At 46.4% G+C, this 25,714-nt stretch carries 22 protein-coding genes and 1 riboswitch; of the genes, 6 read left to right on the plus strand and 16 right to left on the minus strand.

From position 1 onward, the window contains the following. Positions 1-22 precede the first annotated feature (22 nt). Positions 23-481 carry a chemotaxis protein CheX gene (locus ACL9RM_RS14495; RefSeq protein ID WP_061830098.1) on the minus strand — a complete coding sequence of 153 codons (459 nt, stop codon included), beginning with the start codon at positions 479-481 and terminating at the stop codon, positions 23-25. Positions 482-912: 431 nt separating this feature from the next. On the opposite strand from ACL9RM_RS14495, the gene ACL9RM_RS14500 reads away from it, so the two are divergent. The 4 genes from ACL9RM_RS14500 to ACL9RM_RS14515 all read left to right on the plus strand — a co-directional run bounded on the left by ACL9RM_RS14500 (position 913) and on the right by ACL9RM_RS14515 (position 4,814). Continuing rightward, positions 913-1,815, plus strand: a complete 903-nt coding sequence (locus tag ACL9RM_RS14500) for a LysR family transcriptional regulator (protein ID WP_023990132.1) — start codon at positions 913-915, stop codon at positions 1,813-1,815. A gap of 60 nt (positions 1,816-1,875) precedes the next feature. Beyond that, positions 1,876-2,685, plus strand: a complete 810-nt coding sequence (locus ACL9RM_RS14505) for a histidinol-phosphatase (RefSeq protein ID WP_250266602.1) — start codon at positions 1,876-1,878, stop codon at positions 2,683-2,685. A 159-nt stretch (positions 2,686-2,844) separates the two neighbouring features. Continuing rightward, a complete protein-coding gene (locus tag ACL9RM_RS14510) occupies positions 2,845-3,585 on the plus strand; it encodes a GTP pyrophosphokinase (protein WP_061830104.1) in 741 nt (246 codons plus the stop codon). A gap of 341 nt (positions 3,586-3,926) precedes the next feature. After that, complete coding sequence (locus ACL9RM_RS14515) at positions 3,927-4,814, plus strand: NAD-dependent epimerase/dehydratase family protein (protein ID WP_250266603.1); 888 nt, start codon at positions 3,927-3,929, stop codon at positions 4,812-4,814. A gap of 100 nt (positions 4,815-4,914) precedes the next feature. On the opposite strand, the gene ACL9RM_RS14520 is transcribed toward ACL9RM_RS14515, so the two are convergent. From ACL9RM_RS14520 to ACL9RM_RS14560, 9 genes are all read right to left on the minus strand, one after another. Beyond that, positions 4,915-6,366 (minus strand): MFS transporter, encoded by a 1,452-nt coding sequence (locus ACL9RM_RS14520; RefSeq protein WP_250266604.1) that lies wholly within the window; start codon positions 6,364-6,366, stop codon positions 4,915-4,917. A 182-nt stretch (positions 6,367-6,548) separates the two neighbouring features. Beyond that, positions 6,549-7,553, minus strand: coding sequence for a helix-turn-helix transcriptional regulator (locus tag ACL9RM_RS14525; RefSeq protein ID WP_250266605.1), 1,005 nt, complete (start codon positions 7,551-7,553; stop codon positions 6,549-6,551). Positions 7,554-7,735: 182 nt separating this feature from the next. After that, the gene (locus ACL9RM_RS14530; RefSeq protein WP_069290316.1) at positions 7,736-8,344 is read right to left on the minus strand and encodes a GNAT family N-acetyltransferase; all 609 of its coding nucleotides are present in this window, start codon (positions 8,342-8,344) and stop codon (positions 7,736-7,738) included. 51 nt (positions 8,345-8,395) lie between these two features. Then, the gene (locus ACL9RM_RS14535; protein WP_250266606.1) at positions 8,396-9,136 is read right to left on the minus strand and encodes a metallophosphoesterase family protein; all 741 of its coding nucleotides are present in this window, start codon (positions 9,134-9,136) and stop codon (positions 8,396-8,398) included. Between the two features lie 105 nt (positions 9,137-9,241). Beyond that, a complete protein-coding gene (locus tag ACL9RM_RS14540; RefSeq protein ID WP_250266607.1) occupies positions 9,242-10,186 on the minus strand; it encodes a metallophosphoesterase in 945 nt (314 codons plus the stop codon). Between the two features lie 65 nt (positions 10,187-10,251). After that, positions 10,252-11,061, minus strand: a complete 810-nt coding sequence (locus ACL9RM_RS14545) for an aminoglycoside N(3)-acetyltransferase (RefSeq protein WP_165179096.1) — start codon at positions 11,059-11,061, stop codon at positions 10,252-10,254. A gap of 161 nt (positions 11,062-11,222) precedes the next feature. Then, positions 11,223-11,990, minus strand: coding sequence for a succinate dehydrogenase iron-sulfur subunit (sdhB, locus tag ACL9RM_RS14550; protein ID WP_013311795.1), 768 nt, complete (start codon positions 11,988-11,990; stop codon positions 11,223-11,225). Between the two features lie 19 nt (positions 11,991-12,009). Beyond that, positions 12,010-13,755, minus strand: a complete 1,746-nt coding sequence (gene sdhA / locus ACL9RM_RS14555) for a succinate dehydrogenase flavoprotein subunit (RefSeq protein ID WP_061830109.1) — start codon at positions 13,753-13,755, stop codon at positions 12,010-12,012. Between the two features lie 93 nt (positions 13,756-13,848). Beyond that, positions 13,849-14,523, minus strand: a complete 675-nt coding sequence (locus ACL9RM_RS14560; protein WP_061830110.1) for a succinate dehydrogenase cytochrome b558 subunit — start codon at positions 14,521-14,523, stop codon at positions 13,849-13,851. Positions 14,524-14,749: 226 nt separating this feature from the next. Between ACL9RM_RS14560 and ACL9RM_RS14565 the strand changes: the two genes are divergently transcribed. After that, positions 14,750-15,655: a LysR family transcriptional regulator gene (locus ACL9RM_RS14565; RefSeq protein WP_028541456.1), complete on the plus strand. Its 906-nt coding sequence runs from the start codon at positions 14,750-14,752 to the stop codon at positions 15,653-15,655. 5 nt (positions 15,656-15,660) lie between these two features. On the opposite strand, the gene ACL9RM_RS14570 is transcribed toward ACL9RM_RS14565, so the two are convergent. Both ACL9RM_RS14570 and ACL9RM_RS14575 read right to left on the minus strand, forming a co-directional pair. Next, positions 15,661-16,338 (minus strand): potassium channel family protein, encoded by a 678-nt coding sequence (locus tag ACL9RM_RS14570; protein ID WP_028541455.1) that lies wholly within the window; start codon positions 16,336-16,338, stop codon positions 15,661-15,663. Between the two features lie 17 nt (positions 16,339-16,355). After that, positions 16,356-17,696, minus strand: coding sequence for a TrkH family potassium uptake protein (locus tag ACL9RM_RS14575; protein WP_069290318.1), 1,341 nt, complete (start codon positions 17,694-17,696; stop codon positions 16,356-16,358). Between the two features lie 408 nt (positions 17,697-18,104). Beyond that, positions 18,105-18,257, minus strand: a riboswitch (cyclic di-AMP (ydaO/yuaA leader). Positions 18,258-18,518: 261 nt separating this feature from the next. Between ACL9RM_RS14575 and ACL9RM_RS14580 the strand changes: the two genes are divergently transcribed. After that, positions 18,519-20,249, plus strand: coding sequence for a CPBP family intramembrane glutamic endopeptidase (locus tag ACL9RM_RS14580; RefSeq protein WP_061830112.1), 1,731 nt, complete (start codon positions 18,519-18,521; stop codon positions 20,247-20,249). On the opposite strand, the gene uvrC is transcribed toward ACL9RM_RS14580, so the two are convergent. The 4 genes from uvrC to ACL9RM_RS14600 form a co-directional block, all read right to left on the minus strand. Then, positions 20,218-22,302 carry an excinuclease ABC subunit UvrC gene (gene uvrC / locus ACL9RM_RS14585; RefSeq protein ID WP_250266608.1) on the minus strand — a complete coding sequence of 695 codons (2,085 nt, stop codon included), beginning with the start codon at positions 22,300-22,302 and terminating at the stop codon, positions 20,218-20,220. The two genes, ACL9RM_RS14580 and uvrC, sit on opposite strands and share 32 nt — an antisense overlap. A gap of 160 nt (positions 22,303-22,462) precedes the next feature. After that, positions 22,463-22,780 (minus strand): thioredoxin, encoded by a 318-nt coding sequence (gene trxA, locus ACL9RM_RS14590; RefSeq protein ID WP_010347861.1) that lies wholly within the window; start codon positions 22,778-22,780, stop codon positions 22,463-22,465. A 125-nt stretch (positions 22,781-22,905) separates the two neighbouring features. Next, positions 22,906-23,853 carry a primosomal protein DnaI gene (gene dnaI, locus ACL9RM_RS14595; protein ID WP_025724035.1) on the minus strand — a complete coding sequence of 316 codons (948 nt, stop codon included), beginning with the start codon at positions 23,851-23,853 and terminating at the stop codon, positions 22,906-22,908. A 53-nt stretch (positions 23,854-23,906) separates the two neighbouring features. After that, on the minus strand, positions 23,907-25,424 hold the full coding sequence (locus ACL9RM_RS14600) for a DnaD domain protein (RefSeq protein WP_061830115.1): 1,518 nt from the start codon (positions 25,422-25,424) through the stop codon (positions 23,907-23,909). Positions 25,425-25,714 lie beyond the last annotated feature (290 nt).

Consider the following 25,714-nt stretch of genomic DNA (forward strand, 5'->3'; position numbering starts at 1 on the left):
AAAGAAACTTGTTCCTTTAATATTAAGAGATCATCACCTGAATATCCAGCTCACCGATTCCTTCCACCGTAAGCGGAATATAAAGGGCACGCTGAGGCACAAAAGTGGTCAAGTTTTCTGATTTCATGACCTGCGGAGGCGTAATATCCACAACAATTCCCTGACTGGACAAAATCGTACTGGCATTCCCACTAATCATATTGCCCAATTCTGAAATTGCGCTTTTTCCCATCTCATCAATTTCAGTCAACACAAATCCGCCCATCATCGCTGATACCATACGTAGCGCCACCTGTTCATTCAGGCCGAACACAATATTTCCGCTAAGCTGTCCGGTCATCCCGATCATAATCCAGATGTGGTCGTCCACCAGCTCGACATTTTTCACACCAAGATTTCCGGGTGAAGGAGATACTTGGATCAATTGTTCAATGACCCGTCGCGCCGACTCCAAAAAAGGATTTATCACTTCTGCCTTCACGATCAAAGCGCCCCTTTACGATGGGCTTTTAGACATACAACAAAAGTCCCATTTAAATTAGAATTTTTTAATTAAATATTACTGTAAAACGAATCGATCCTCAATAAAATGCTCTCTATATCACTTATCGACAGCTACCCGGTAATTTTTTATAGCTACATCACAAAAAAATGTGAATAATGTCCTATATCTTTGCTTCTTACCGGTTTTAGATTGATTATTTTTGAAGTATATCAGGACTTTAGTCTTTATTTCCCAATATACCACACTTTAAGGTGCTCTGCTTCGATTCATTGCCCTTCCTGCTCGAATAACCTATAATTTAATGAAATAAAGCATAACGACGGTTTTACATATGAACCTATGGGATTGGCTAAAAATATTCATTCTATACAGCTGCGATAAGATTAAGAAAAGAGAGGAGGAACTTCATGAACATCAGTCAACTTGAAACACTTATCATGATTTCCAAAACGATGAGCTTCCGCAAAGCCGGGGAACTTCTCAATTTGACGCAGCCGGCGGTGTCCGCCCAAATTAAAAGTCTAGAGGATGAGTTCAAAACCATTCTGATTGACCGCAACCAGCCTGTTACCCTGACCGACCGGGGAGCTGTTTTTTTGGAACACGCCGAGCGCATATTAGAGGTTGTTGAGGAATTAAGACAAAAATTATACGATCTAAACGAAACACCGCAGGGTCACATTGCGTTGGGCACCACAACATCCATCGCTATTCAAATTTTACCGCGCGTGCTTTCCTACTTTCAGGATCAGTTCCCTCTCATCAAAACCTCCATTCAATCCATGGCTTCCTCAATGATTTATCAGCAGGTGGAGAACGGACTTATTGATGTTGGCATCGGTTATCTGATTGAACGTAATCCCAATTTAAGCACTTCGGTTCTGTACTACGATTCCTTTGAGCTCGTCGTGTCTCCTACTCATCCACTGGCCTCACAACCACATGCTACCATTGAGGCCCTTCGGGAAATTCCACTGATTCTGCTCTCTCCCGATACGGTGGGACGAAAATTCGTGGATGATGTATTTAAAAAGCACCAAATCGTACCTCATGTCGTGATCGAGTTGTCCAGCAGCGAGGAAGTCAAACGGATGGTCGAAATTAATCTCGGTGCTGCCATTATTTCCAGACTATCGGTCACTTCTGAACTGCGTGCAGGCACATTAAAAATGATCCATATTCCCGAGCTGGAAGTTAGTCATCCGGTAGGAGTGATTTATAAATCCGGCCGATATCTAAACTCAGCCATGCAGCAATTTTTAAGTGATCTGAAGGGGATGCCGGAGACGAATTTCACCAGTTCTGAATAACGTAATTCGCTATGAACACCATACGAAATATAAACCCTGATTACGAAAGGAAGACAGGCTATGAAATTTGATCTGCACACCCATCATTTCCGCTGCGGTCATGCAGACGGAAACATTCGAGATTACATTGAAGCAGGCATTCAGTCGGGCTTACAAGCGATTGGTATTTCGGACCATTCCCCTTTCCTGGGCAGCGAACAGGATCAGGCTTTTCCTAAAATTTATATGGCTAAGTCACAGCTTGCTGAATACGTAGAAGAGGTACAACAGCTTAAAAAGGAATACGAAGGCCGTATTGACGTGCTCCTCGGATTGGAAACGGATTATTTTCCTGATTTTGCTGAATTATATCGTTCCACTCTGGCTCCTTATCCATTTGATTACCTCATTGGGTCGATTCACAATGTCGAAGGGAACAGCATTTTTAACCGTAACCGTTGGAACAAATTAAGCGACGCTCGTAAAATCGAGGTCAAACAAGCCTACTATGCGCTCATTCAGGAATCTGCGCGAAGCGGCATGTTTCAAATTTTGGGTCATATTGACGCAATGAAGGGAAACTTTCCTGCCTTTTCAGACATTCCTGCCGATGAAGCCATTGATGAAACCTTGCAGGTAATTGCGGAATCTAATGTGACGATTGAAATTAACACTTCGGGTAAAACCAAGCTAAGTGGCGGATGGTACCCGTCTGCTTCTATTTTAGAAAGAGCGCACCATTTTGGTGTGGAGGTCACTTTTGGTTCGGATGCCCATAAGCCTTCGCGGGTAGGCGATGACTGGGAAGAAGTAAAGGCAATGCTGAAGGATATCGGCTTCCGGGAATGGGTCTATTTTAAAGAAAAACGTAAAATTCCTGTGGCGCTTTAAAATTTGTTTAAGTTGGGGGTCGCCGCTCCGCAAATCATTTGATCTTACGAACGCTGCTGCAATGGGATTGTTGGGGATTATAATTTATAAGGTGATAATTCCATTGCAAAGGCGAACGCTTAGCAAGATTATGACATCTATGTGTGAGGAGAATTACATATGCACTTGGAAGATCCTATGAACAAGCTTAAAAAGCTAAAGCATGACATCACGCGATTTATGCTCATCTATAAATTTGCGCTCGACGAAATGGAAACCAAGATTGAAATATTAAAGCAGGAATTTCAAGCATTGCACGATTACAGCCCTATTGAGCATACCAAATCACGCCTTAAATCTCCTGAGAGCATCATGAATAAAATGATTCGTAAAAATAGCGAGTTATCGCTGGATGCTATCAAAGATCATATCAAGGATATCGCAGGTTTGCGTATTACTTGCTCTTTTATTTCTGACATTTATGATGTCAGTAACATGCTTCAGAGACAAAGTGACTTGAAGGTACTGGAAATTAAGGATTACATCAAGAATCCCAAGCCGAACGGTTACCAGAGCCTGCATTTGCTGGTTCAAGTTCCTGTATTCATGTCGGATTGTGAGGAGCTAGTCTGCGTAGAAGTGCAAATTCGAACCATTGCGATGGATTTCTGGGCCAGCCTGGAGCATAAAATCTTTTATAAATACAACCAGTCTGTGCCCGAAAACCTGACACGTGAATTAAAGAACGCAGCAGATTCCGCTAATGCTCTCGATCTTCAAATGGAGCGACTGCATCGTGAAATTAAGGAGATTAAAGACGCTAGAGGTGAAGAAGACTCCATAGAGGAGCTTCGGAAGATTATGATTAATAATCAGCAAATTACGGTGCCGGCCAATTTCTTGAAGCTTCTAGGAGAGTAAGATTAGGCGGTGCTCCACCGTTATGCGAATGGTTTGATCTTATGATCGCTGTTGCAACGGGATTCACTGGATATTATAAGCCCTTTAAAGGGTAGAATCCCATTGCAAAGGCGAACGCCTGCGCTTCTCCAGATTCAAATTCTCCACTCCGGTTCAAATTCATCTGCCCCTCAGGACATGCGACTCCACTACAACCTATGATCCTCCTCTTTTTACTTAATTGTTAGATGAGCTATGTAACTAAGAGCACTTCATCAAACTCTTTTCATTCGCCCTGTATCCTTAACAGTCATTATTTCGTCTACCTTAATAAAAACAAGCTTATAAGGAGTGATGTAAGTATGAAAAAGATACTTGTTTTGGGTGGAACGCGCTTTTTTGGCAAGCGACTGGTGGAACGTCTGCTGGAGAGTTCCGAGAACTCCGTTACCATCCTCACACGAGGCCAAACGAGCGATTCGTTTGGTGACCGCATTCAGCGGATCTGTGCAGACCGTACCGACCGGCAAGCGCTCGCTGAGGCGGTAGGTGAGCAAGTGTGGGACGTTGTTTATGATAATATTTGCTTTTCTCCAGATGAAGCCAGCGAAGCCTGCCGCATTTTTGATGCTACAGCCAAGAGATATATTGTGACCTCCAGCCTATCCGTCTATGATTCGAGCCCGGAAGTGCTGACAGAGAGCATCTTTGACCCTCAAGCTTACCCGGTTCGCAAGGGCGGGAAGGACGATTTTACATATCAGGAGGCTAAACGGCAGGCAGAAGCAGTTTTTATGCAGCAAGCTACATTCCCTGTAGTTGCTGTTCGTTTTCCGATTGTATTGGGGACAGACGATTATACGAAAAGGCTTCATTTTCATATCGAACATGTTCGTGAAGGAATAGAAATCGGAGTCCCTAATTCCGCAGCACAAATCTCATTTATTCGTTCCGATGAAGCCGCAGATTTTCTGTTTTGGCTTGGTCACACTCATTTAACTGGTCCCGTAAATGCTTGCTCCGACGGTACAGTGAGGATTGGAGAGCTCATTTCGATCATTGAGCAGGTAACGGGAAAACAAGCTGTGATGAAAGAAAAAACAGCAGATGAGTACATGTCTCCATTTGGTATTACACAATCGTGGTACATGGATACGTCCAAAGCCCAGTCAGAGGGGTACTCATTTCTCTCCCTACATGAATGGCTTACAGAACTGGTAACTAGCCTGAACCGTTCTTATAAATCATAAAAAAAAGAGGACCCGAAGCTTCGGGTCCCAGCAATATATATATAATTCAAAGGGGGTCATGTCTATGTTGTACCCACTCTATGTTAAAGTAACTTTGCATTTATGTTTCATTTTTGTAACAAACTGAAATACAAATGAGCCCAGCCAAGGCAAGAAGGCCACTCCCCGCCACAGAGATAGAGAATGCCCTAATATAATCTGACAATTTAGCTTCTGAAAGCGTGTGATGAAGCGAGGAAGAGAACAAGAACCCGATCAAAGCGACTCCCAACGAATTAGCCAAGTACATAAAGGTCGTGAACAAGCCTGAGCCCGTTCCTGCCTCTTTAGCCGATACAGCACCCAGGACGACATGAGCCAGTGGCGTTGTGGCCATTCCGAGACCCAAACCATATACACCTAGTATCATGATAATTTGAATATGAAATAGGTGGAACGCATCTAGATGTAACGATCCAATGAGCAGAAAGCTACAAATCCCCATGATTAGCATACCTGATTTCAGCACCTTGCTCCCCCACCTCTTAACCAGCCTAGACGACCATAATGAGGTAAGAAAAAAGCCAACACCTAGCGGTAAAAAGACCATACTTGTGGATCGAACACTGTATTTCAAACCGGATTGTACATAATAATTCAAAATAAAGAAGAACGAAAACATACTAAGATAGATGACAATTACCGTCAATATCCCTGCGCCGAATGAACTCTTTCTAAATATAGATAGACGAATAAAAGGCGAGCCTCCCTTCTTTTCTTTTCCCATTTGCGTAACTATAAAAGCAACCAAAACCAGAATGGACAACAGCAGATAACCCCATGTCCATGAAGCCCAGCCCTGCTTTTGTCCGGTTGTCAACGGATAGACAAACAACAATAAACCAAGAAGCAACAGAAAAGCCCCTGCCCAATCCATGTTTGGCACGGATCTGCCATAGGATTCCGAAATAATAGGACAAAAGAGTAACACTAACAGCCCAAAGGGAACATTAAAAAAGAAAATAATACGCCAACCCAGGCCAAAAAGGTTCCAGTCTACCAAAAATCCACCCAGAATTAAACCAAGTGTAAACCCAACCCCAATGATAGCTCCATAAATCGCAAATACCAGCCCTTTCTCTCTGGGAAGAAAGCTGCTTTGCATGATAGATAGAACCTGAGGTTGAATCATGGCAGCTGATATCCCTTGAAGCACACGGATCATAATGATCAACATAGGGTGCGATACGATCCCTCCTAACAAAGCCATCAATGTAAAACCCAACACCCCGATGCATAACATGCGTCTTCTACCATACATATCTCCTAGTTTGCCACCCAATATCAAGGCCACAGCCAATCCCAGAGAATAGCCCGTAAATATGAGCTGTGCCTCCGAAAAGCTGGCGTGCAGGTCCGCCTGCATCATCGGAAGGGCAACCTGCATCATATATGTATTCAATGAAATCAACAAAGTGGGAAGTAAAATAAGAGCTAATGCGTACCAGCGACGCGAGTCTACCTGCTGTACTGCTTGAGGATTAGTCATGGATATGGCAAAACGATCTTTCATGGTAGTTCCTCCAACTCTATAATGGTTATCTTTGATCTTTTCATTTCTCATCTCAACTTGATAACCATTATCATCTATAAAGGAAGGAGGCTCTACCTACGGAGGTATTTTCTATCCCTATAGAAGGAGCACATATGCAAAATCCTCCAAACACGATGGACATGCTTGAAGGATTGGTTTCATTAAGATTTATTCGAAAATGTATCTGGGTTACGTATTTTCTTGATATATTCGCTAGGATTACAACCATAATACTTTCGAAAGGTTGTCGTAAAATTGCTGGCGTTGCTGTACCCAATTGAAAAGGCAGTCTCTCCAATGTTTAATTGTTCAACTTCCAAGTACCAGAGTGCTTTTTCCATTCTTTGCTTACGCACCATTTCAAAAATAGTCATTCCGAATAAATGGGGGAATCCCTTCTTTAGCTTGAATTCATTAAGCCCAACCTTTCGAGCCAGCGCTTGAATAGACAGGGGATGTTCAAAATGAAGAATGACGAATTCACGAGCCTTTTGGAGCTTAGATATATCTTCACGACTTATAAAATGGCTTGTCCCCCTTGTTTCATGTCCATCCATCTCCCCAAATAATGCAATAAACTCCATTGCCTTGCTTTCCATGTATAACCGTTTCATCGTCCCATTGTAGTTGCAATGTATCATGTCAAAAACACACTTATGCATGGCTGGCGTATCCGCATAAGAGTCAATATTCCCCTTGTAACGCTGTAACCATGTTTGCATGCTATGCTTTTCTGCGATATCTCCGGCATAATGAAAAAGCTCTTGTGGAGAACATCGTATTTCCAGCATTTGATGGCGAACTCCTGCCTTCTTTTCCTCATAAACCAGTTCATCCTCTAAATATAAAACATTCCCGGTCAAACGATTGGTATGACTTTCTTTGCCGTTCCATTCACAGTATATTTCACCGTTTAAGCAATAGCTGAGTTCAAAGAGCGGACAAGCCTCCTGAATATGAAGCTTCATATTCTGTTCAAAGGTGAGATCCGTGACCACGATTTCCATACCTGGGCGAATCTGTGTGCGTGTCATGCTTCCCTTGCCCATATGCGGGGGAAGCGTGAGTTGTTGCTCCGATTTTTTATGATGAATACGACCATCCACAAGCTCCGTGAATTGGTCAAATAAATGATGAATGTCTGCACTCCATATATTCAAAGCCAATATCAGCCCTTCTTTCCTGTTCAGTCCTAACTATAGAATAACAAAAAAAGAGGACCCGAATCATCGGGTCCCAGCAACATTTATTATTCAAAAGGGGGTCATGTCTGTATTGTACCCGTCCTGTGTTAGAGTTGTTTTGCAGTTATATTTCATCTTTGTAACAAAATATTCCACTGCCATTTCTATGCATAATCTCCTTGGTTCATCGAAAATACCAATACACTCGGCACCTCTCCTGAGGGATCATAAGCACCAATTGTACGCAGCAGGCGCATCTTATTTTTAATAAGTACGCGCATGGAAGCCTGATTATCCTCTTGGCAACGACTTTCGATCCGCTTGAGCTTCAAAGATCCGAAACCAAAATTCAGCATTTCTCCCACCACTTCTGTAGCCAGCCCCTGTCCCCAAAAAGGACGATCCAGAATATAGCCCAGTTGTGCCTCACCCGTTCTTTCATTCCATTGCTGAAAAGAGACGATACCGAGCAACGGTGAGGAGGTAAGCTCATTGGATTCACCTAGTAGATTGCTTTCTCCTGTATTTCTCTGATGCCATTCCACCGCAAAATGCAGGGAATCTAGTGAATCAGCAGATATTTTAATTTGCGCAACCAGACGCCGCATTCGTGTATTGACTGGTTTGCGAATTCGATTCACATATTGGATCACCAATGGATCGGATAGAATCCTTTCCAGCGCGGGATAATCCTCCGTTCTTAGCTGGCGCAATCGGACTCGGCGGGCGTAAAGCTCCGGTAGCCCAAGACGAAGCATTTCTCTGGTCAGCACAATGTTCCCCCCTGCGGATGGATTGGCTTTTAGAAATGAATGTTTCCATACTTAATCCAGGTCCTGAATCCCGCGGTAAATTCCTGTGCGCAGCTCTCGAATATAATACGGCAAAGAAGGCACAGCAGCTTCCTCCGCTTGTTTTACCGCCAGTTCTATATCATAAGGTACACGTACAAAATGAATGGAGAAGGACGTAGGTTGATCCTCTCCCATCTCGCCCTCTAAAATGCAGTAGGAAGCCTGCGTAACATCCAACGGATTCCCGACACTGCCGACGTTAAAAAGGGTTTTTCCCTGAAAATGCTGGATAAAAGCATTGTGCACATCACCATATCCCACAACATCTGGAGCAAAAGCAACTTTTCCATTTTCTTCTGCTAACGGATCGAACATGGCAAGCCGTTTTTCCGGCTCATCCCATGGCTGCACACGGTGATATACACTTTGCGGCGAGGCATGCACCAGACGGATACGGCGTCCGCTCATTCTGAAATCATAATGAAACGGTAACTGTGCCAAATACTGCACTCGTTCTGCCCCCAAGCGTTCGGCTTGCCAGCTAAAATTGAGATCATCCGTAATACTAACCAGCTCATCCCAATTCCCCCGCACGACCACTTCACAACGTTGACGGACAGCATCCAGAACCTCGCACGGGCTAGGCCCTTTGCCGATCAGATCCCCCAAACAAAACACACGGCTAATGCCTCGGGAAGCAATATCCTCCAGCACCGCCTCACAGGCAGGCCAATTGCCATGAATATCTGAAATGACAGCAATACGATCCATCTGAACCTCACTCCTTTGTCCAAAACGACTACATCTCTACACTACATTCAAGCCATCTTTATGTAGTTCCAACATATATGATAAAGATGAAAAAAAGATCATGGCCTATTGGCCGGATTTTAGCGTAATGACACTAAGCTCTGGTCTGCACAGCACGCGAATCGGCAAATGTGTCATGCCAATGCCTCGGCTGACATACAGCGGCATTCTCTCTGTTCCCACATGAAATAACCCCTGGATGTACTTGCGTCCACCCGGAGGCGGCATTGGTGCTCCAATGACCGGCAAGCGTACCTGTCCTCCATGCGTATGCCCCGACAGTTGAAGATCAAAGGACATTTGCGCCGCTACATCTGCATAGTCCGGCTCATGCATCAGCAGCAGCTTGCACATCTCATCAGGTAGCCCGTGGATGGCACGCTGCGGATTGGGCTTGCCCATAATGTTATCCTCTAAACCGACCATGGCTACACGCTGTCCCGCAAGCTCTACAATCGCATGCTCGTTTCTCAGCAACGTAAATCCGGTTTTCGGGTATAATTCCTGAACTCCGGCTGGTAAGCCTCTATAATCATGATTGCCCAGAATAGCAAATTTGCCGAGTGTGGCGTGCATCGAAGCCATAACTGGAACAGCAGCCTTCATGGATACTGCATAGTCATCTACAATATCGCCTGTAAAACAGAGCAAATCTGGCTTCAGACCTGCTATACGGTCCGCAAGCTCGCGCAGATCCTGCTCATCCATATGAAAACCCAAGTGTACATCACTGAAATGTACGACCCTGATTCCGTCGAAAGCAGACGGAAGACGAGGGAGAGTCAAGTTGAAGCGTGTAATTTCCAAATGATTAGGCTCCCATAAGGAAGCATATCCTCCAGCCAGAAGCGCGGTTCCGGCTGTGGCTAAAGCCGCTTTTTTCAAAAAATGGCGGCGCGAAGGATTGGCTGGTTCATTTGAAACGGAACGCCGCGAAGAACCGGGAGGGATAGCGGCCCCCTGATGCGGGCCATCCTGACTCTCGCGGCGGGTGTGCGGCGTCTTCTCCATATGCGTTCCCCCTTGCGATCTATTCCTTGATCTCACTTTTTAGAAATTCTTACTGTCCAGAAGCTTTAGCGATGGGTGGACAACCACTGCTCCGCATAGTCTACCAAATCACGTTGCCTCGCGAAAAAACATGAAGCCTCTCCAATGTTCACTCGCGTAAAAGCTGAGGGACAGTCCCGTTCAAAATCAAGTCCCAGCTTCTCAAAGTCATCTGAGGTAATATTAAAATCCTGAAAAGATACCCACGCTTTTGCTCCATCCACCATCATAGGAGCTTGATGCGTGATCACTTCTCGTCCATTATAGGCTGTTCGATATTCCGCCAAATGCAAGGACGTGTTGCTGTCATGTCCGCAGCCCAACAGCAGCACATAGGCATCTGCCTCATACAGCTTTGCCAAGGGCGAATGCTCACCCAGCCCATAGTTGAGCTGATGATCTGTCAGTAATCCCAAAGCAGCAGGTCCACGTGCCGCCAGAGAAACATGCGGATGCCCGCTGCGCTTGGTTCCCGGCAGGCCACGGAACGTTTCTACAATGATGCCCATCCCCCCGGTCAGCGTCCAGGCCGGATTATAAGCGGGCATTTCCTCGCGTACCAGTTCCCACCATGACTCATCCAGAGGCGGGTTCATCCAGGTCGAAGGATCAGTCAAGTCATGAGACTGTGTCGGCATCACCAGCGTCCCTTCCGGGCCAACCGCTTCGGTTAGCGCGGCAAGAATGGCCGAGGCCCCGCCTGGAATAAAGCGTCCAATGCTGCGCATCGACGAGTGAACAAGCAATGTCATGCCGCTCCGAACTCCCAACTCCTTTAATCCCTTCATGACATCCGACCTAGTGACAGGTCGATTCGTTATCGGTTGCACAGTCACCTGTCCAGCCTCCTTTTCTCCAAAAACGATACACAATACCATAATTATACCATAACTGCTATCCGCGCTCCTTCCTCCATGTTACCCTCCATCTTTTCTGAGCGCAAAAAAACAGGCTTTCTCCAGTTTGAGAAAAGGCCTGTTTGGGCATAACCTATTTGCTATACAGTCAGCCAGCGCTTGAACATATGCTTGGTCGTTTCCTTATTCATTTCGGCAATGGAAGTTGTCAACGGAATGCCTTTCGGGCAAGAGCGTACGCAGTTTTGCGAGTTCCCGCATCCTTCCAGCCCATCGTCCGTCATCAACGCCTCCAGCCGCTCTTCCTGATTCATTTCCCCTGTCGGATGGCTGTTAAACAGGCGAACCTGAGATATCGCCGCAGGTCCGATGAACGTCGTCTTCTCGTTGACGTTCGGGCAAGCTTCCAGACAGACACCGCAGGTCATGCACTTGGACAGCTCATACGCCCACTGACGCTTTTTCTCTGCCATTCTAGGACCAGGGCCCAGATCGTAGGTACCGTCAATCGGAATCCACGCTTTGACCTTCTTGAGCGCATTAAACATCCGGCTGCGGTCGATGACCAAATCCCGAACTACCGGGAACGTGCTCATCGGCGCGATCGTAATCGGCTGCTCCAGCTTATCGACGAGCGCCGCACAGGCCTGACGCGGCTTGCCGTTAATCACCATGGAGCATGCTCCGCATACTTCCTCCAGGCAATTCGACTCCCAGCATACCGGGGCCGTCTCTTTACCGTGGCTGTCCACCGGGTTACGCTGAATTTCCATCAGCGCGCTAATCACATTCATCCCCGGACGATAAGCCAATTCGAATTCTTCCGTATAGGGACTGGCTTTAGGATCAGCTTGACGGGTCACAACGAATTTCACTGTTTTATTCGACTTCACTGCTTGCTCCGACATCTAAATACACTCCCTTCCGTTATTTGTTCTTGGAATAATCCCGAATACGCGGCTTGATCAGCGAAACATCCACCGCTTCATACGAGATTTGTGGTCCTTCCGGTGTCCAGTCCGCAATCGTTGTTTTCAGGAAATCCTCATCGTTGCGATCCGGGAAGTCTGGTTTGTAATGGGCCCCGCGACTTTCGTTGCGCAGTAGCGCACCTTTGGTCATCGCTTCAGCCAGCTCCATCATATTCCACAGTTGCCGTGTAAACGCCGCACCCGCATTGTTCCAGCGCGAAGCGTCATTGATGTTAATGTTAGAGTAACGCTCCTTCAGCTCCTTGATCTTGTGGATCGTAGCTTCCAGCTTGTCATTATAACGAACTACAGTCATGTTGTTCGTCATCCACTCGCCCAGCTCTTTATGAAGAACATAAGCATTTTCTTTTCCGTCCATATGCAAAATACGCTCATACTTCTCCGTCTGCTGATGAACTGCCGCATCAAATACGGAGGTAGCTATATCCTGTGCAGATTTTTTCAAGCCTTTAATGTATTCCACAGCCTTAGGTCCAGCCACCATCCCGCCGTAAATGGCTGACAGCAACGAGTTCGCACCCAAACGGTTCGCACCGTGATATTGGAATTCACACTCACCAGCCGCGAACAAGCCCGGTATATTCGTCATCTGATTGTAATCAACCCACATGCCGCCCATTGAATAATGAACAGCCGGGAATATTTTCATCGGGATTTTGCGGGGATCGTCACCGACGAATTTTTCATAAATTTCAATAATGCCGCCCAGCTTTACATCCAGCTCTTTCGGGTCCTTGTGGGACAGATCGAGGTAGACCATGTTCTCGCCATTAATACCCAGTCCATCATCTACGCATACACTGAATATTTCACGTGTCGCAATATCGCGAGGGACCAGATTTCCGTAAGCCGGATACTTTTCTTCGAGGAAATACCACGGTTTGCCGTCCTTATACGTCCAAATACGACCGCCCTCTCCCCGTGCCGACTCGGACATGAGACGCAGCTTGTCATCACCTGGTATAGCCGTCGGATGAATCTGGATAAACTCACCGTTCGCATAGCGTACGCCTTGCTGATACACCGCACCGGCAGCCGTGCCCGTATTAATGACGGAATTCGTGGTTTTACCGAAAATAATCCCGGGGCCACCAGATGCCAAAATAACTGCATCCGCCGCAAAAGTCTTCACTTCCATCGTACGCAAATCCTGCCCGCAAATCCCTCGACAGATGCCTTCATCATCCAGTACAGCCTGTAAAAACTCCCAGTTCTCGTACTTGGTCACCAAACCTGCAGATTCCCAGCGCCGAACCTGCTCATCGAGAGCGTACAGAAGCTGCTGTCCTGTCGTCGCACCGGCAAAGGCGGTCCGATGATGCTGGGTACCGCCGAAGCGGCGGAAGTCCAGCAGTCCTTCCGGTGTCCGGTTAAACATGACACCCATGCGGTCCATGAGATGAATGATCCCCGGGGCCGCTTCGCACATCGCTTTTACCGGAGGCTGGTTGGCCAGAAAGTCCCCCCCATAAACTGAATCATCGAAGTGAATCCATGGTGAGTCTCCCTCACCCTTGGTATTAACCGCACCGTTGATGCCGCCTTGAGCACAAACGGAGTGGGACCTTTTGACCGGTACCAAAGAAAATAAATGAACGTGAACTCCCGCCTCTGCCGCCTTGATCGTAGCCATTAGACCTGCCAGACCGCCGCCCACGACAATAATGTTGGATGCTGCCATTTCTGCTCACTCCTTTTTTTCAGGATTTTAACCAAATCCCCTTTTACGTTTGAAAATAGAATCTCAACACGATGTATAATTGATATGAGTCGTTTATAGTAGCTGTTTAAAAGCGCCGCATTGCACCAAGGCAGTTGCCGTTTCCTGAAATTCCGCACTGCGGAATGCAAGCAGGGAAGCGATGAAGCCGATAGACACCACCACGAACAGGGTCATACAGATATAAGAAGATACTTTTTGCGCACGTGGTCCCACGGTAATCCCCCAACTGACCATAAATGCCCACAGTCCGTTAGCAAAGTGAAAGGATGCCGAAACGACACTGATTAAATACAAAATGAAATAAACCGGGTTCGTCACGATGCCATGCATGACTCCGCCTAGCTCCTCATGGGTTACATTACCCAGAGCCACCTGAAAACGCGTGTCGTATACGTGCCAGATAATAAATACAAACGTAATGACGCCGGAAATACGCTGGAACAGAAAGCGCCAGTTACGTGAATAGCCGAATCTTTTGACATTCGGGTCAGCCTGATAAGCAATATACAAGCCATAAATTCCGTGGAACAGTAATGGCAAGTAGATGAATAACGTTTCTAGCACAATAACCAGTGGCAAACCATTCAGGAAGGCCACGCTGCGATTAAATCCTTCCTTGCCGCCCTCCACCGCTGTGAAGTTCGTCACCAAATGCTCAACAAAAAATAGAGCCAGCGGAATGACGCCAAGAAGCGAATGCAGCTTTCTGGAATAAAATCCTCTCATCTAAATCATGCTCCCTTCTTCCAATAATAGCGTTTTCAATAGTAATATAACATATAAATTGACAGTTTCCGACAGGAAATGTCCAACAAGGTGTCCCTTATAAGGAAAAACAAAAGTGTGAACATCTTGTGTCGCTTTCATGTTACTCCTTTTCGGCTTATAATGGAATTGCAATATACGTATTAATTATTATGTCTTTTTTGCATATAGAGAGGAAGTGGATGATTTGTTTGAGGATTTGAACGCTTTTGCCGTCATTGTCGAGCAGTCCAGCCTGAATAAAGCCTCCAAACTGCTGAATCTATCCCAACCTGCCCTGTCTCGCAAAATTGCGAAGCTGGAGGAAGAGCTGGGTGTGAATCTCTTTGATCGTCGGGGCAAACGGCTCGAAATTACGTCCACTGGCCGATTTGTTTATACATTCGCGCTAGAGCAACGGCAACGACAGCTTCGCTTCTTACAAAAGCTGTCCCAGCACAAAAATGAAGCCCAGAGTATGCTTACACTCGGGGCTAGTCTCACGACACTCCAAACGACGCTACCTACCCTCGTCGAAGCTTTCATGAGCAAGCATCCTCAAACCGAGCTAAAGCTGCTCACCGGTAAAACCCATGAAATCGTCGCCTTTGTACGTGACAAAAAAGCAGACGCCGGTATTGTCGGGTCTGCCATTCATGAAGCCGGACTGCGTTGCATTCCGCTATTTGATGATCATTTGGAGCTCGTTGTTCCCATTGGACATGAATTAACCGTCAAGACAGGAACGGCCTCGATGAAAGATCTGCAAGGATTGCCGATGATTATTTTCTCCAAAGGAACCTGGTACCGCAGTCTGACGGATGACTTGTTCCAGCGCAGCGGCATCATGCCGGATATCCGCATGGAAATCGACTCCTTCGAGGCAATTGTACGCCTGCTTCCAACCTGTAAGGCTTCTGCCTTGCTACCCAAATCCTATTTGCGCAGCGAACTATTACGGGATAATGGACTCACTGCATTATACTTGCCCGATTTGAAGGAGACACGCCGAACGACCTCCCTCATTTACTCGGAGACGACCGATCTCGGTCCGACAGCACGACGCTGGATTAGCGAGACACGTGCGTCGTTTGCAGGCTACCGTATGGTGTAGAGGGTTTAATCCTCTTCATTAACATTAACAACCTCATCCTCAAAGCGACCGATATTGTCATTCGAACCGATGATGACCATAATATCATCTGCTTTTAGCCGATCCATAGCCGTCGGTGCGATCAGGATACCGTTCGCCGTATGAAGCGCCACGACGCTACAACCAAAGCGGGTACGGGCATTTAGCTCTGCTAGCGTTTTGCCATTCAGACATGCAGGTACATTGAGTTCCACAATACTGTATTCCTTAGACAACTCTAAATAATCGAGCAAATTAGGCGTGACTAGCTGGTGAGCCACCCGGATACCCATATCCCGTTCTGGATAAATAATCCGGTCCACACCGAGCTTTTCTAATGCACGCCCGTGCAGCACAGATATGGCTTTGGCTACAACTTTTTTCACACCCAGCTCCTTCAGCAAAATGGCGGTGAGGATGCTTACCTGAATGTCATCACCAATAGCAACAATGCCACAATCGAAATTACGGATGCCCAGTGATCGCAACGAGTCTTCATCGGTAGCATCCGCCACGACAGTATGTGTCAACATCTCACTCATACTGTCCACAACATCCTCATTCCGGTCAATGCCTAGCACCTCGCACCCCATATCCACCAATTGCAAAGCCAGGCTTGAGCCAAACCGCCCCAAGCCAATAACTACAAACTGCTGCGTTTTCATATCTACTCGAAAACTCCTTATCCTATAATCATTTTGCCTTCCGGATGACGATATAATTCTTTACCCTTTTTCGGCCCCAGTGCATAAGCTAGCGTGAGTGGCCCCAGTCTACCTGCAAACATCGTCAGGGTAATCACCAGCTTGCCTATGACTGTCAAATCAGGTGTAAGCCCCATCGACAGCCCCACCGTACCAAACGCAGACACCGTCTCAAACAAGATCATCAGAAAATGATGATCTTCGGTTGCCGACAAAATCATGGTCACCCCGATCACGAACAGCAACCCCAGCAGTGTAATGGTCAAAGCCTTGTAAATTCGTCCCTGCGCAAGTCGGTACTTGAACAGTACAATATCTTCCCGCCCCCGCAGCATCGAAATCACTGCTCCAATGAGCAGGGCGAATGTTGTTGTCTTAATCCCGCCTCCAGTGGAACCAGGGGAAGCCCCAATAAACATGAGTATGATGATAAAAAACTGCGTAGCCTGCCGCAAGCCTGCGATGTCCAGCGTATTGGCACCTGCGGTACGGGGGGTAACGGACTGGAATAAAGATCCCAGTAGCTTACCACCCCAATCAAGCGAGCCAAGAGTCTTTGGATTCGTAAACTCAAATACAAAAATCACGAGCGTGCCGACTACAATCATAGCGCCCGTCATGCTGAGTACCACCTTGGTATGCAAGGACAGTCTCTTGCGCTTGCGATATTCTGCCAGGTCTGACATCACTACAAAACCAATGCCGCCAGAAATAATTAGAAACATTGCGGTAAAATTAACAATCGGATCATATACATAACCTGTCAAGCTGCGAAATTCACCGAATAAATCAAAACCAGCATTGTTAAACATGGAGATGGCATGCCAGATTCCAAAATAAATCGCCCTGCCTACGGGCATATCAAAGGACCAGCGAACCGAGAATATCGTAGCGCATACGCCTTCAATAACCAGTGAGTACAGCAATACCTTACGGATTAACCCGACAATTCCCTCTACAGAAGTCTGATTCATCGCTTCCTGCAAAATGAGGCGCTCCCGCAAGGAAATCCGACGTTTGAACACCAGCGCGATCAAGGTAGCCATAGTCATAAAGCCGAGACCGCCAATCTGAATGAGTGCAGCGATGACGACTTGACCAAAGGTTGTGAAAAAGGTCCCTGTATCCTTAACGACAAGCCCTGTTACACACGTCGCGGACGCGGCAGTAAACAAAGCGTCTATAAACGCAAGTGGCTTTCCTGTTGTATTGGAGATCGGCAGCATTAACAATAAGCTACCTATTAGAATGATAATGGCAAAGCCCGCAACGAATATCTGCGGTGGAGAAAGCCGAAGCCAGCTTGCATTGGGATTCATCTATTCATCACTTCTCTCCTAATCCTTAAAACTAAAAATCAGTGATTTAATACGGTGTAAGCTCGCTACGCGTTCCATTTGATCTTTCGATCGTCGTTGCCCCTGAATTTTTTGATTTTTCCAAACCTTAGTTAACTATAATTAGCATTCCCTGAATACAGGAAGAATGCATGTCAAGCACTACTCGGCCCCCTGTGCTATTGGCGGGCAGTAGCGAAAGGGGCAGAATTGTTCTGAAGAAGCGAAGCGTTTGCCTTTATCTCCGGATTTTAACCATTAAAGGGGGTATACAATAAAAAAATCCGGGGATAACAGCAATCGGAAGAATAATCTGCACCCGCAGCGGTCTAACCAATCCAAACACTTTTATACGCACAAAAAAAGACACCGGAAAACCGAGTGCCTGACTTGGTTCCTGCTCATAGCCTACGAGGTTAGCTGACGGATTCGGGCAGCACAGTATGCCCTATTTACACTTCCGATCCAGCAGGATCGGTTGTAAAATTCACCCCAGTAACATGGTTCCCCCGTTTTCCCATAGAAATTCGGCTCAACTGTATATCATTACCTATGTATTTCATAGGCATTGCCTCAAGATTATAATCCTTCTATATCCAGATCACAAAACCGATTTCGCCGAAAAAACGTGAAATTGGCTTTATTTTGCGAATGGGCATCGTTTAATCGCAGCTTATCTAATTTTATTGAAACTTTAAAGTGCTTTCGCTCTATTTTCATGAATATCGTTGGTCTGTTGGCGGGAACCTGTGCAGTATGATATCTTTAATGGATGTTCTTATTTACAGATTAAGGAGGAAACTCATGAATCCTATCGGGAAACCGGTCGTGCTCACGGCCAACTTCAAAAAATTAGGCTTGCTGGGCGGGATTGGCCTGATTTGCTTTTTTATCTTTCAATTGCTTATTCCCTCGCTTAGCAATCCGAGTCCAGAATCAGTAATGAACGCAAAGGTCATCAGCAAACAAGAAGCGGTCATACACGCATTGGACTTCGCCCGCTCCGAGCTGGGCTATACTGAATCACAGCCTGAGGAGCCTGTCGTGACCTATCAGGCCGAAACAGATTTGTACGGTTATTTATCTAGAGAAAAACTGCTTCAACAGTACGACCGTACATGGAAAAAGAGTTACCCTTACGAAACCTTTCGGGTCGATCTGCCTGAATCCTCAGCGAAGAGTAAACTGCAAATTCATGTGGATTTATCCACTGGCAAGGTCGTTAGCTTTAAACGGATCACCTCCAGCACCAATTACACACAGGCTGATATTTCTACGGATGAACAAGCACGTAACAGGCTTGTACGTGTGGCTGAGGACGGCATGACGCTCGAAGCCAAGGAGCAGGCGGCCGCAGTATGGGTCAAGCGCTTTGGCTTTAAGCCGTCGGATTTGAAGCTTGCGACCACTGAACAAGAAGGCGGATTAAAGTATACCGTAGACGATAAAAAAATCGGCGCCTCGGTACTTACACTGGCTTTTACTTTTGAAGACGGTGATGTTCGCTCCTTCACCCAAAGCTTTTCGGCCCCGTCGTCCTATACCGATTATATCGAAAAGCAAACATTTTGGGCGAATTTGATGACCTATGCGGGTTATGCCCTATTTAGCTTTGTACTGGGTGTACTTGCCATTGTGTATGCGTCACTCACCCGACGACATACTTCATTTGTACGCGGCATTGTTCTATCCGTTGTATACTTTATTGCTAGTATAGCTGGGACCATGAACATGCTGCCTTTATTGCAAGCAGAAGCAGGCGGTAAGGGCATGCTTATATTTCTTATGGTTTTCCAGATTGGTGTTACCTTTTTCATGGCTGTAGCGCTCTACTTCTCCTTGGTCGGCGGTGACGGGCTTATGCGTCAGGTTGGACTGAATGCATGGCCGCGTGCAAAAGAGCCGGGCTACGGGTTGTATGTGCTTCGCAGTATGTATGTTGGCTACTTGTGGGCCTTTATTTTACTCGGGGTACAATCCATCTTATTCTTTATACTGGAGCGCACATTTAATACATTCTCCACCACAGATGCCACACAATCCCCTTACAATATGGCTTATCCATGGCTACTGCCGATTATGGCGTGGATGGCAGGTATTGGAGAAGAGACTGTCTACCGTCTGTTTGGTATTCCGATGGTCAAAAAAATAGTGAAAAACACTTTTGTTGCTTGTCTGATCACCACGCTGATTTGGGCACTGGGACATACGCTTTATCCGATCTATCCGGTGATTTCCAGACCTATTGAGCTGACTTTTCTTGGTTTGCTGTTCAGTTTTGTGTTCCTGCGTTACGGCTTTATTGCCGCCATGTTCAGCCACGTTATTTTTGACAGCATTCTAATGGGACTTAGTGTGATGAGTCTGGGAGACACTGTGAATGTGAGCGCTGGTCTATTCTGGATCTTACTTCCAGCCATCGTGGGTTACATCATTTATTGGTTTAGTCCTAAAAAGCCAAATCGAATTATGTTTGAACCTATAAAAAAAGAGGAGCCGTATTCTACGACTCCTCCTCCCGAAGGGCAGCTATAATCTGACGCGCAAGCTTATCCCCAATAGAGAGAGGCCGGAAGTCTTCGACACTGGCCTCTCTTATTTTTTTGAGCGATCCAAAATGCTTAAGCAGTAACTTACGCCGTTTCTCGCCGATGCCTGGAATAGAGTCCAGCCGGGAAGTTACCATAGATTTGCCGCGTTGCTCGCGGTGGAACGTGATGGCAAAACGGTGAACCTCGTCCTGAATCCGTTGCAGTAGATAAAATTCTTCGCTATTGCGTGCAAGTGTCACGGCCTCAGAGGACTCTCCCACTAATAGTTGGGAAGTTCTATGTTTGGCATCCTTCACCAGTCCACACACAGGAATGAACAAACCCAGCTCATTTTGCAATACATCGGTCGCCGCCTTAATTTGTCCACGTCCACCATCGACAACGATCAAGTCGGGACGTTCCAAATTTTCCTTAAGCACACGTTCATATCTACGTCGGATAACCTCACGCATTGTTTCATAATCATCGGGTCCCTGCACAGAACGGATTTTATATTTTCGATACTCCTTCTTGGCAGGCTTGCCATCAATAAACACGATCATGGCGGAGACTGGATCGGAACCCTGGATATTGGAGTTATCAAACGCCTCCACCCGGTGCAAGCTATCCAGTCCAATGGCACGTCCGAGATTGCTTGCAGCTTTGGATGTCCGTTCCTCATCCCGCTCGATCAGCTTAAACTTCTCATCCAAAGCAACACGTGCATTTTCCGTCGCCATGCCTGTCATTTGCTTTTTCAGTCCACGCTGCGGTACAAGTACCTTTACATCCAACCATTCAGCCAGAGCGAGAGCCGCCGTACTCGGGTCCTCCAGTCCACCGGATAGTTGGGTTTCTGTTTCCTTTACTCCGGTATCTTGGTCACCAACTTGATCTTGATTTGTTGCTGCTGCATAAGTTGCCCGTTTTTCAGCCACCAGCAATGAGTCAGCAGAATGCTCTGTCTCCGTTTGTATCGCTTTCTCATCTGTCTGTCCGGTAGCATCGGTTGTAGCTGCACTGTGGAGTACAGTTTCTGCCGCAACCGGTTGATCGACATGGACCTGTTCTGCCTGCATCAGCTTAGGAGAATCCGGCAGCAATATTTCTTGCGGCACTGCCGGGTTGTCACTATAATATTGCGTCACATAGGACATAAAATCACTGTAAGCTTCACCGTAGAAAGGAAAAGTCGACATATGGCGCTCGATCATTTTACCTTTGCGGACATATAGGATTTGTACACACATCCAGCCCTTATCTACTGAAAAACCGAATACATCTCGATCCTTCGCATCCGATGTGGTGATTTTCTGCTTTTCCATCATCGCGTCGATACTGATAATCTGATCTCGCAGCTCCTTGGCCCGCTCAAAGTACAATTCCTCTGCGGCCTCCTGCATTTTACGCTGAAGATCCTTTTTAATTTCCTCATGTCCCCCGCTTAAAAAGGAACCAATCTCCTGACCAATCTGGTCATACGTTTCCTTCTCGACCTCTTTCACACAAGGCCCCAAACATTGATGCATGTGATAATACAGACACACTTCCTTGGGCATTACACCACACTTGCGTAACGGATACATACGATCCAACAGCTTCTTCGTCTGATGTGCCGCGTAGGAATTGGGATATGGTCCAAAATATTTTGCTTTATCTTTCAGAACGCGACGGGTCACCTCCAGCTTGGGGTGTGCCTCGTTCGTAATTTTCAAATACGGAAAGGTTTTATCATCCTTCAATAGCACGTTATAACGCGGCTGGTACTTTTTAATGAGGTTGCACTCCAAAATGAGCGCCTCCATATTACTTCCTGTAACGATATATTCAAAATCACGGATATCGGAAACCAGTCGCTGCGTCTTGCCGTTATGGCTACCTGTAAAATAGGAACGGACCCGGTTTTTCAACACTTTGGCCTTGCCGACATAAATAATGGTGCCTTCGCTATTCTTCATCAGGTAACAGCCTGATGCATCCGGCAGTAACGCTAATTTGTGCCGTATGTTCTCCAGCGCCTTCTCCTGATTCTGCAAGTCCTCCGCATAAGGTTTCATTCGCCCGGTTCCTCCTTCCATTCTTAATGATTACTCAACTAACTACTTAGAATATATAGGAATAATACACAAAAACGCCCCCGGTATTTACAACCGGAGGCATTGACCTTTCATGGCCGCTCCACCAAGCCCCCGCGGGAGCATGGGTCACATGCGATGATTATTGGTGTTTAGTAAGCATGCTTTTCAGCGCTTCTTTAGAGTTCAGACCTACCACTTTATCAACAGGCTGTCCGTCTTTGAAGACGATCAGGGTAGGAATACTCATCACGCCAAAACGGGAAGCAGACTCTGGATTTTCATCCACGTTCACCTTCGCGATTTTGACGCTGTCGCCAACTTCTGTGGACAGATCCTCCAGAATAGGAGCGATCATTTTGCAAGGACCGCACCATGGCGCCCAAAAATCAACCAAAACGGTTCCTGTGCCTTCGACTTCTGCGTTGAAGGATTGATCGGACACGTTAACAATTGCCATTGTATGTTCCTCCTTTATAGAAAAGTCAAGATTATTATAACCTGTAATGTCTGTTTCGACACCTTTTAATTATATCACAATAGTCTTTTAATTGTAAGATATCAAAATAGCAGACGGAAAAACGCTTACCCCCGCTGATTTTTTCCCTTTACGGTAATGACATCTACAAAAGGACGAATCCGGTCCATCAAGCGTTGTCCTTTGTACATTTCCTCTCCGTCCTTGCTCGTAAAGCTGAGATGCTTCTCCAGCCCTTGCAATGAGTAATTGGAAGTATAAAAGGTCGGTTTGCGATTCATTCGGTAATTCAGTATGGAGCCCATCACATGGTCCCGTACCCACGGGCTTAAATTTTCGGCACCAATATCGTCAAATACGAGCAGATCACAATTTTTGAGCATTTCGGTCGTTTCCTTCAGCTTCTGCCCGTCCTGAATCATGGACTTTAAGTCCTCCACAAAATCAGGCATATACACGATCACACCGTTCAGACCCGACAGGGCCAGCTCGTGCAATAGATAGCCCATCAAAAAAGTTTTACCCGTACCAAATGTACCTTCCAGATACAGTCCTTTTTTGGATAGACCCTGACTTTTCGTCTCTTCAATGTAACGGAATAGCTGTGTGACGGCAGGCATACGTTGTGAATCTTTGCGCGCAATTTCAAGAGCGTTATATCCCTCCAGAAGGGCGCGTTCATCCACATAAAAGCTTTTAATTCGCTGACGCACCCGTTGTTCATGTTGGGAAGCAACCAACTTCGCACATGGGGTCCGAATGTCCACGATTTCGGCTGTTCCATTCGGATATTCCACGCCCAGCTTGCAAAAGTGGCCCTGAAAATCGTTAGGACATCGTTCCAGCCCCGGACAATTGTCGCAATTTCGACGATCCCGGGCATACTGAAAGAGCATGCTCATGTTGAGTCGCAATTGTGTTTCGTCCACATCAGGATGAGCAGCACAAAACTCCTGCACGAGCGGATCATTTAGAACTTGATCAGCTACATTGCGAGTGCGCTGGCGAAACGAAGGGTTCTGCATCTGCTGTAGCAAATCGCCCAGTGATTCCAAGAACGCTCCTCCTTTCTTAAAATGTGCAGAGTTATAGACACCTTAAAATCTATCTACACCTTTTTCTGTTTACCGGATTGCATTCGTTCGGCCAGACGCAGCAGTTCATCCAATTCTTCCTCAGATACAGACTCCTCGGAAGGGTGATCCTGAACGATTGGAATGGATGGCTTGGCTGGCCCGTTATTTTTGGCATATGCGCGGGATCGGCCGCCGGAAGGAGAAGCAGAGGACTGTTTTCCTTTTACCTTGGCTTGATCCCTTATATATTGAACGGCTTTTTCGTAAGTGTTTACCTGCTTAAGCAGCATGTTGGAAGCAACGGCCTCGACAAAGTTGCGGTTAATCCGCTGATCGCTCCCAGATACGAGCAGTGACATTAAATAATGGATCAGCACGTTGATGACTTCACCGGGCAGCTTATAGCTGATATCAATTTTCTCGAATATATCCAGCAGGTTACCGGGAACCGTGCCGGGGAAAAAGGTTTGCAACAAGCGACGATAAGGCTCGTTGCGCAACATCATATTATACTGGTGAATGTCACATTTGGCTGTGAATTGTGGTGGAACTTCCACATAAAATTCCATTTCCACAGCCTGTTCTGCAGGCGGCTCTTCAGATGTGGAAGTTTCTCTCTGGCGCAAGGCGACCACTTTGGCGGCCTGTACCTGCTGTTCCTCCTGACGCTTCCGATCCTGTCTGGAGTGCTGACTAGCTCGAAGCTGAAGCTCATCGAGCAACAAATCGCCTGCTTCGGTAAAAATACCATCCTCATCCAGCAAGCGACTGATATCCTGTACAGAAAGGTCAAATTTGCGAACAACGTAATTGACCATGCCTAACTGCTCGTGCTCAAACCGAAGACGTTCCACGTGCTTACGATTGGCAGATTCACGCGGAAAACGGAGAATAATATCTGCATAATTCAATGCTTCCTCCGATTCTGACGCTAGTGCTCCAGTCTGACGACTAGTGGACACCTCGGACAGCGCCTGTTCCAGTTCATAATCTATAACATGGGTATTCAGTTCAAATAACTCGTAGAAAGGAATCGAAATATTCTCTTTATTATAGGAAGATTGCGACCATTCGCTAGATTCCCTGCTCCACAACGATTCTCTCAGAGAAAGCACTGCAAACTTACCGATTTTGTCTCTCAACAAAAGGGTGAGATGCTGTGTTCTAAAAAATTCAGCAGGTGCAAGCGGTGGCTGCATCTCATATTCGTACATATAGTCGTCCGTTTCGGGTGCATACAGCCTGGACGTCTGTAACAGACCGACGGCCTCCAGCTTGGAGGTCTGTTCAATCAAATACTTGCGTCCCTTCTCACTCGGCTCCAGTCCCAGTGTCAGAAAAAGGCGACGCTGCTGTTCCAACGGCGAATAACCGATTTGTCCAACTGGCACATGCTGGAACAACAGTCGATACAGACTGACCGCAAATGCGCCTACCATCGGCTGATAGACGCTTCCCAGCATCAATTCATCCAGTGCGCTCAAGCCAAATTCCCGATAAACGCAATAGCGGTGGTTCTCAGTATAGTGCAGCAGGTTTTTCATCCGCATTCCAACATTCTTCCTTTCCTGACATAACGGTCTCCAAGATGTTTTTCTATTCTATCATACTTGCCTTCTCGTGGGACCAACAAAATAAGGGCAATTGTTCTCCTTTTTGGCAGCCATATTCGTCTGAGTTCTACTTTTTTCGAGAATACTAACTATTTTATGACTTTGTGACCTGCATCATGGTAAAAATAAAATTCTTCACACTTCTTTCATTGGTGAAAAGCTTTACTTTGAGCTACAATATAATGGTAAGCATCACGTATTTGGATACAGGAAGATATAAGGAAGTA

Origin of the sequence: Paenibacillus sp. S29, assembly GCF_049319765.1 — a bacterium.
Classification (GTDB): Bacteria; Bacillota; Bacilli; order Paenibacillales; family Paenibacillaceae; genus Paenibacillus; species Paenibacillus polymyxa_B.

What these genes read in the sequence shown, in the direction of transcription:
- ACL9RM_RS14510 (WP_061830104.1), top strand. Translation starts at nt 2,845, where the DNA reads ATGCACTTGGAAGATCCTATGAACAAGCTTAAAAAGCTAAAGCATGAC.
- ACL9RM_RS14560 (WP_061830110.1), bottom strand. Translation starts at nt 14,523, where the DNA reads ATGAGAGGATTTTATTCCAGAAAGCTGCATTCGCTTCTTGGCGTCATT.
- ACL9RM_RS14520 (WP_250266604.1), bottom strand. Translation starts at nt 6,366, where the DNA reads ATGAAAGATCGTTTTGCCATATCCATGACTAATCCTCAAGCAGTACAG.
- ACL9RM_RS14505 (WP_250266602.1), top strand. Translation starts at nt 1,876, where the DNA reads ATGAAATTTGATCTGCACACCCATCATTTCCGCTGCGGTCATGCAGAC.
- ACL9RM_RS14500 (WP_023990132.1), top strand. Translation starts at nt 913, where the DNA reads ATGAACATCAGTCAACTTGAAACACTTATCATGATTTCCAAAACGATG.
- ACL9RM_RS14540 (WP_250266607.1), bottom strand. Translation starts at nt 10,186, where the DNA reads ATGGAGAAGACGCCGCACACCCGCCGCGAGAGTCAGGATGGCCCGCAT.
- ACL9RM_RS14575 (WP_069290318.1), bottom strand. Translation starts at nt 17,696, where the DNA reads ATGAATCCCAATGCAAGCTGGCTTCGGCTTTCTCCACCGCAGATATTC.
- ACL9RM_RS14535 (WP_250266606.1), bottom strand. Translation starts at nt 9,136, where the DNA reads ATGGATCGTATTGCTGTCATTTCAGATATTCATGGCAATTGGCCTGCC.
- ACL9RM_RS14570 (WP_028541455.1), bottom strand. Translation starts at nt 16,338, where the DNA reads ATGAAAACGCAGCAGTTTGTAGTTATTGGCTTGGGGCGGTTTGGCTCA.
- sdhB (WP_013311795.1), bottom strand. Translation starts at nt 11,990, where the DNA reads ATGTCGGAGCAAGCAGTGAAGTCGAATAAAACAGTGAAATTCGTTGTG.
- ACL9RM_RS14580 (WP_061830112.1), top strand. Translation starts at nt 18,519, where the DNA reads ATGAATCCTATCGGGAAACCGGTCGTGCTCACGGCCAACTTCAAAAAA.
- ACL9RM_RS14515 (WP_250266603.1), top strand. Translation starts at nt 3,927, where the DNA reads ATGAAAAAGATACTTGTTTTGGGTGGAACGCGCTTTTTTGGCAAGCGA.
- ACL9RM_RS14600 (WP_061830115.1), bottom strand. Translation starts at nt 25,424, where the DNA reads ATGCGGATGAAAAACCTGCTGCACTATACTGAGAACCACCGCTATTGC.
- uvrC (WP_250266608.1), bottom strand. Translation starts at nt 22,302, where the DNA reads ATGAAACCTTATGCGGAGGACTTGCAGAATCAGGAGAAGGCGCTGGAG.
- trxA (WP_010347861.1), bottom strand. Translation starts at nt 22,780, where the DNA reads ATGGCAATTGTTAACGTGTCCGATCAATCCTTCAACGCAGAAGTCGAA.
- sdhA (WP_061830109.1), bottom strand. Translation starts at nt 13,755, where the DNA reads ATGGCAGCATCCAACATTATTGTCGTGGGCGGCGGTCTGGCAGGTCTA.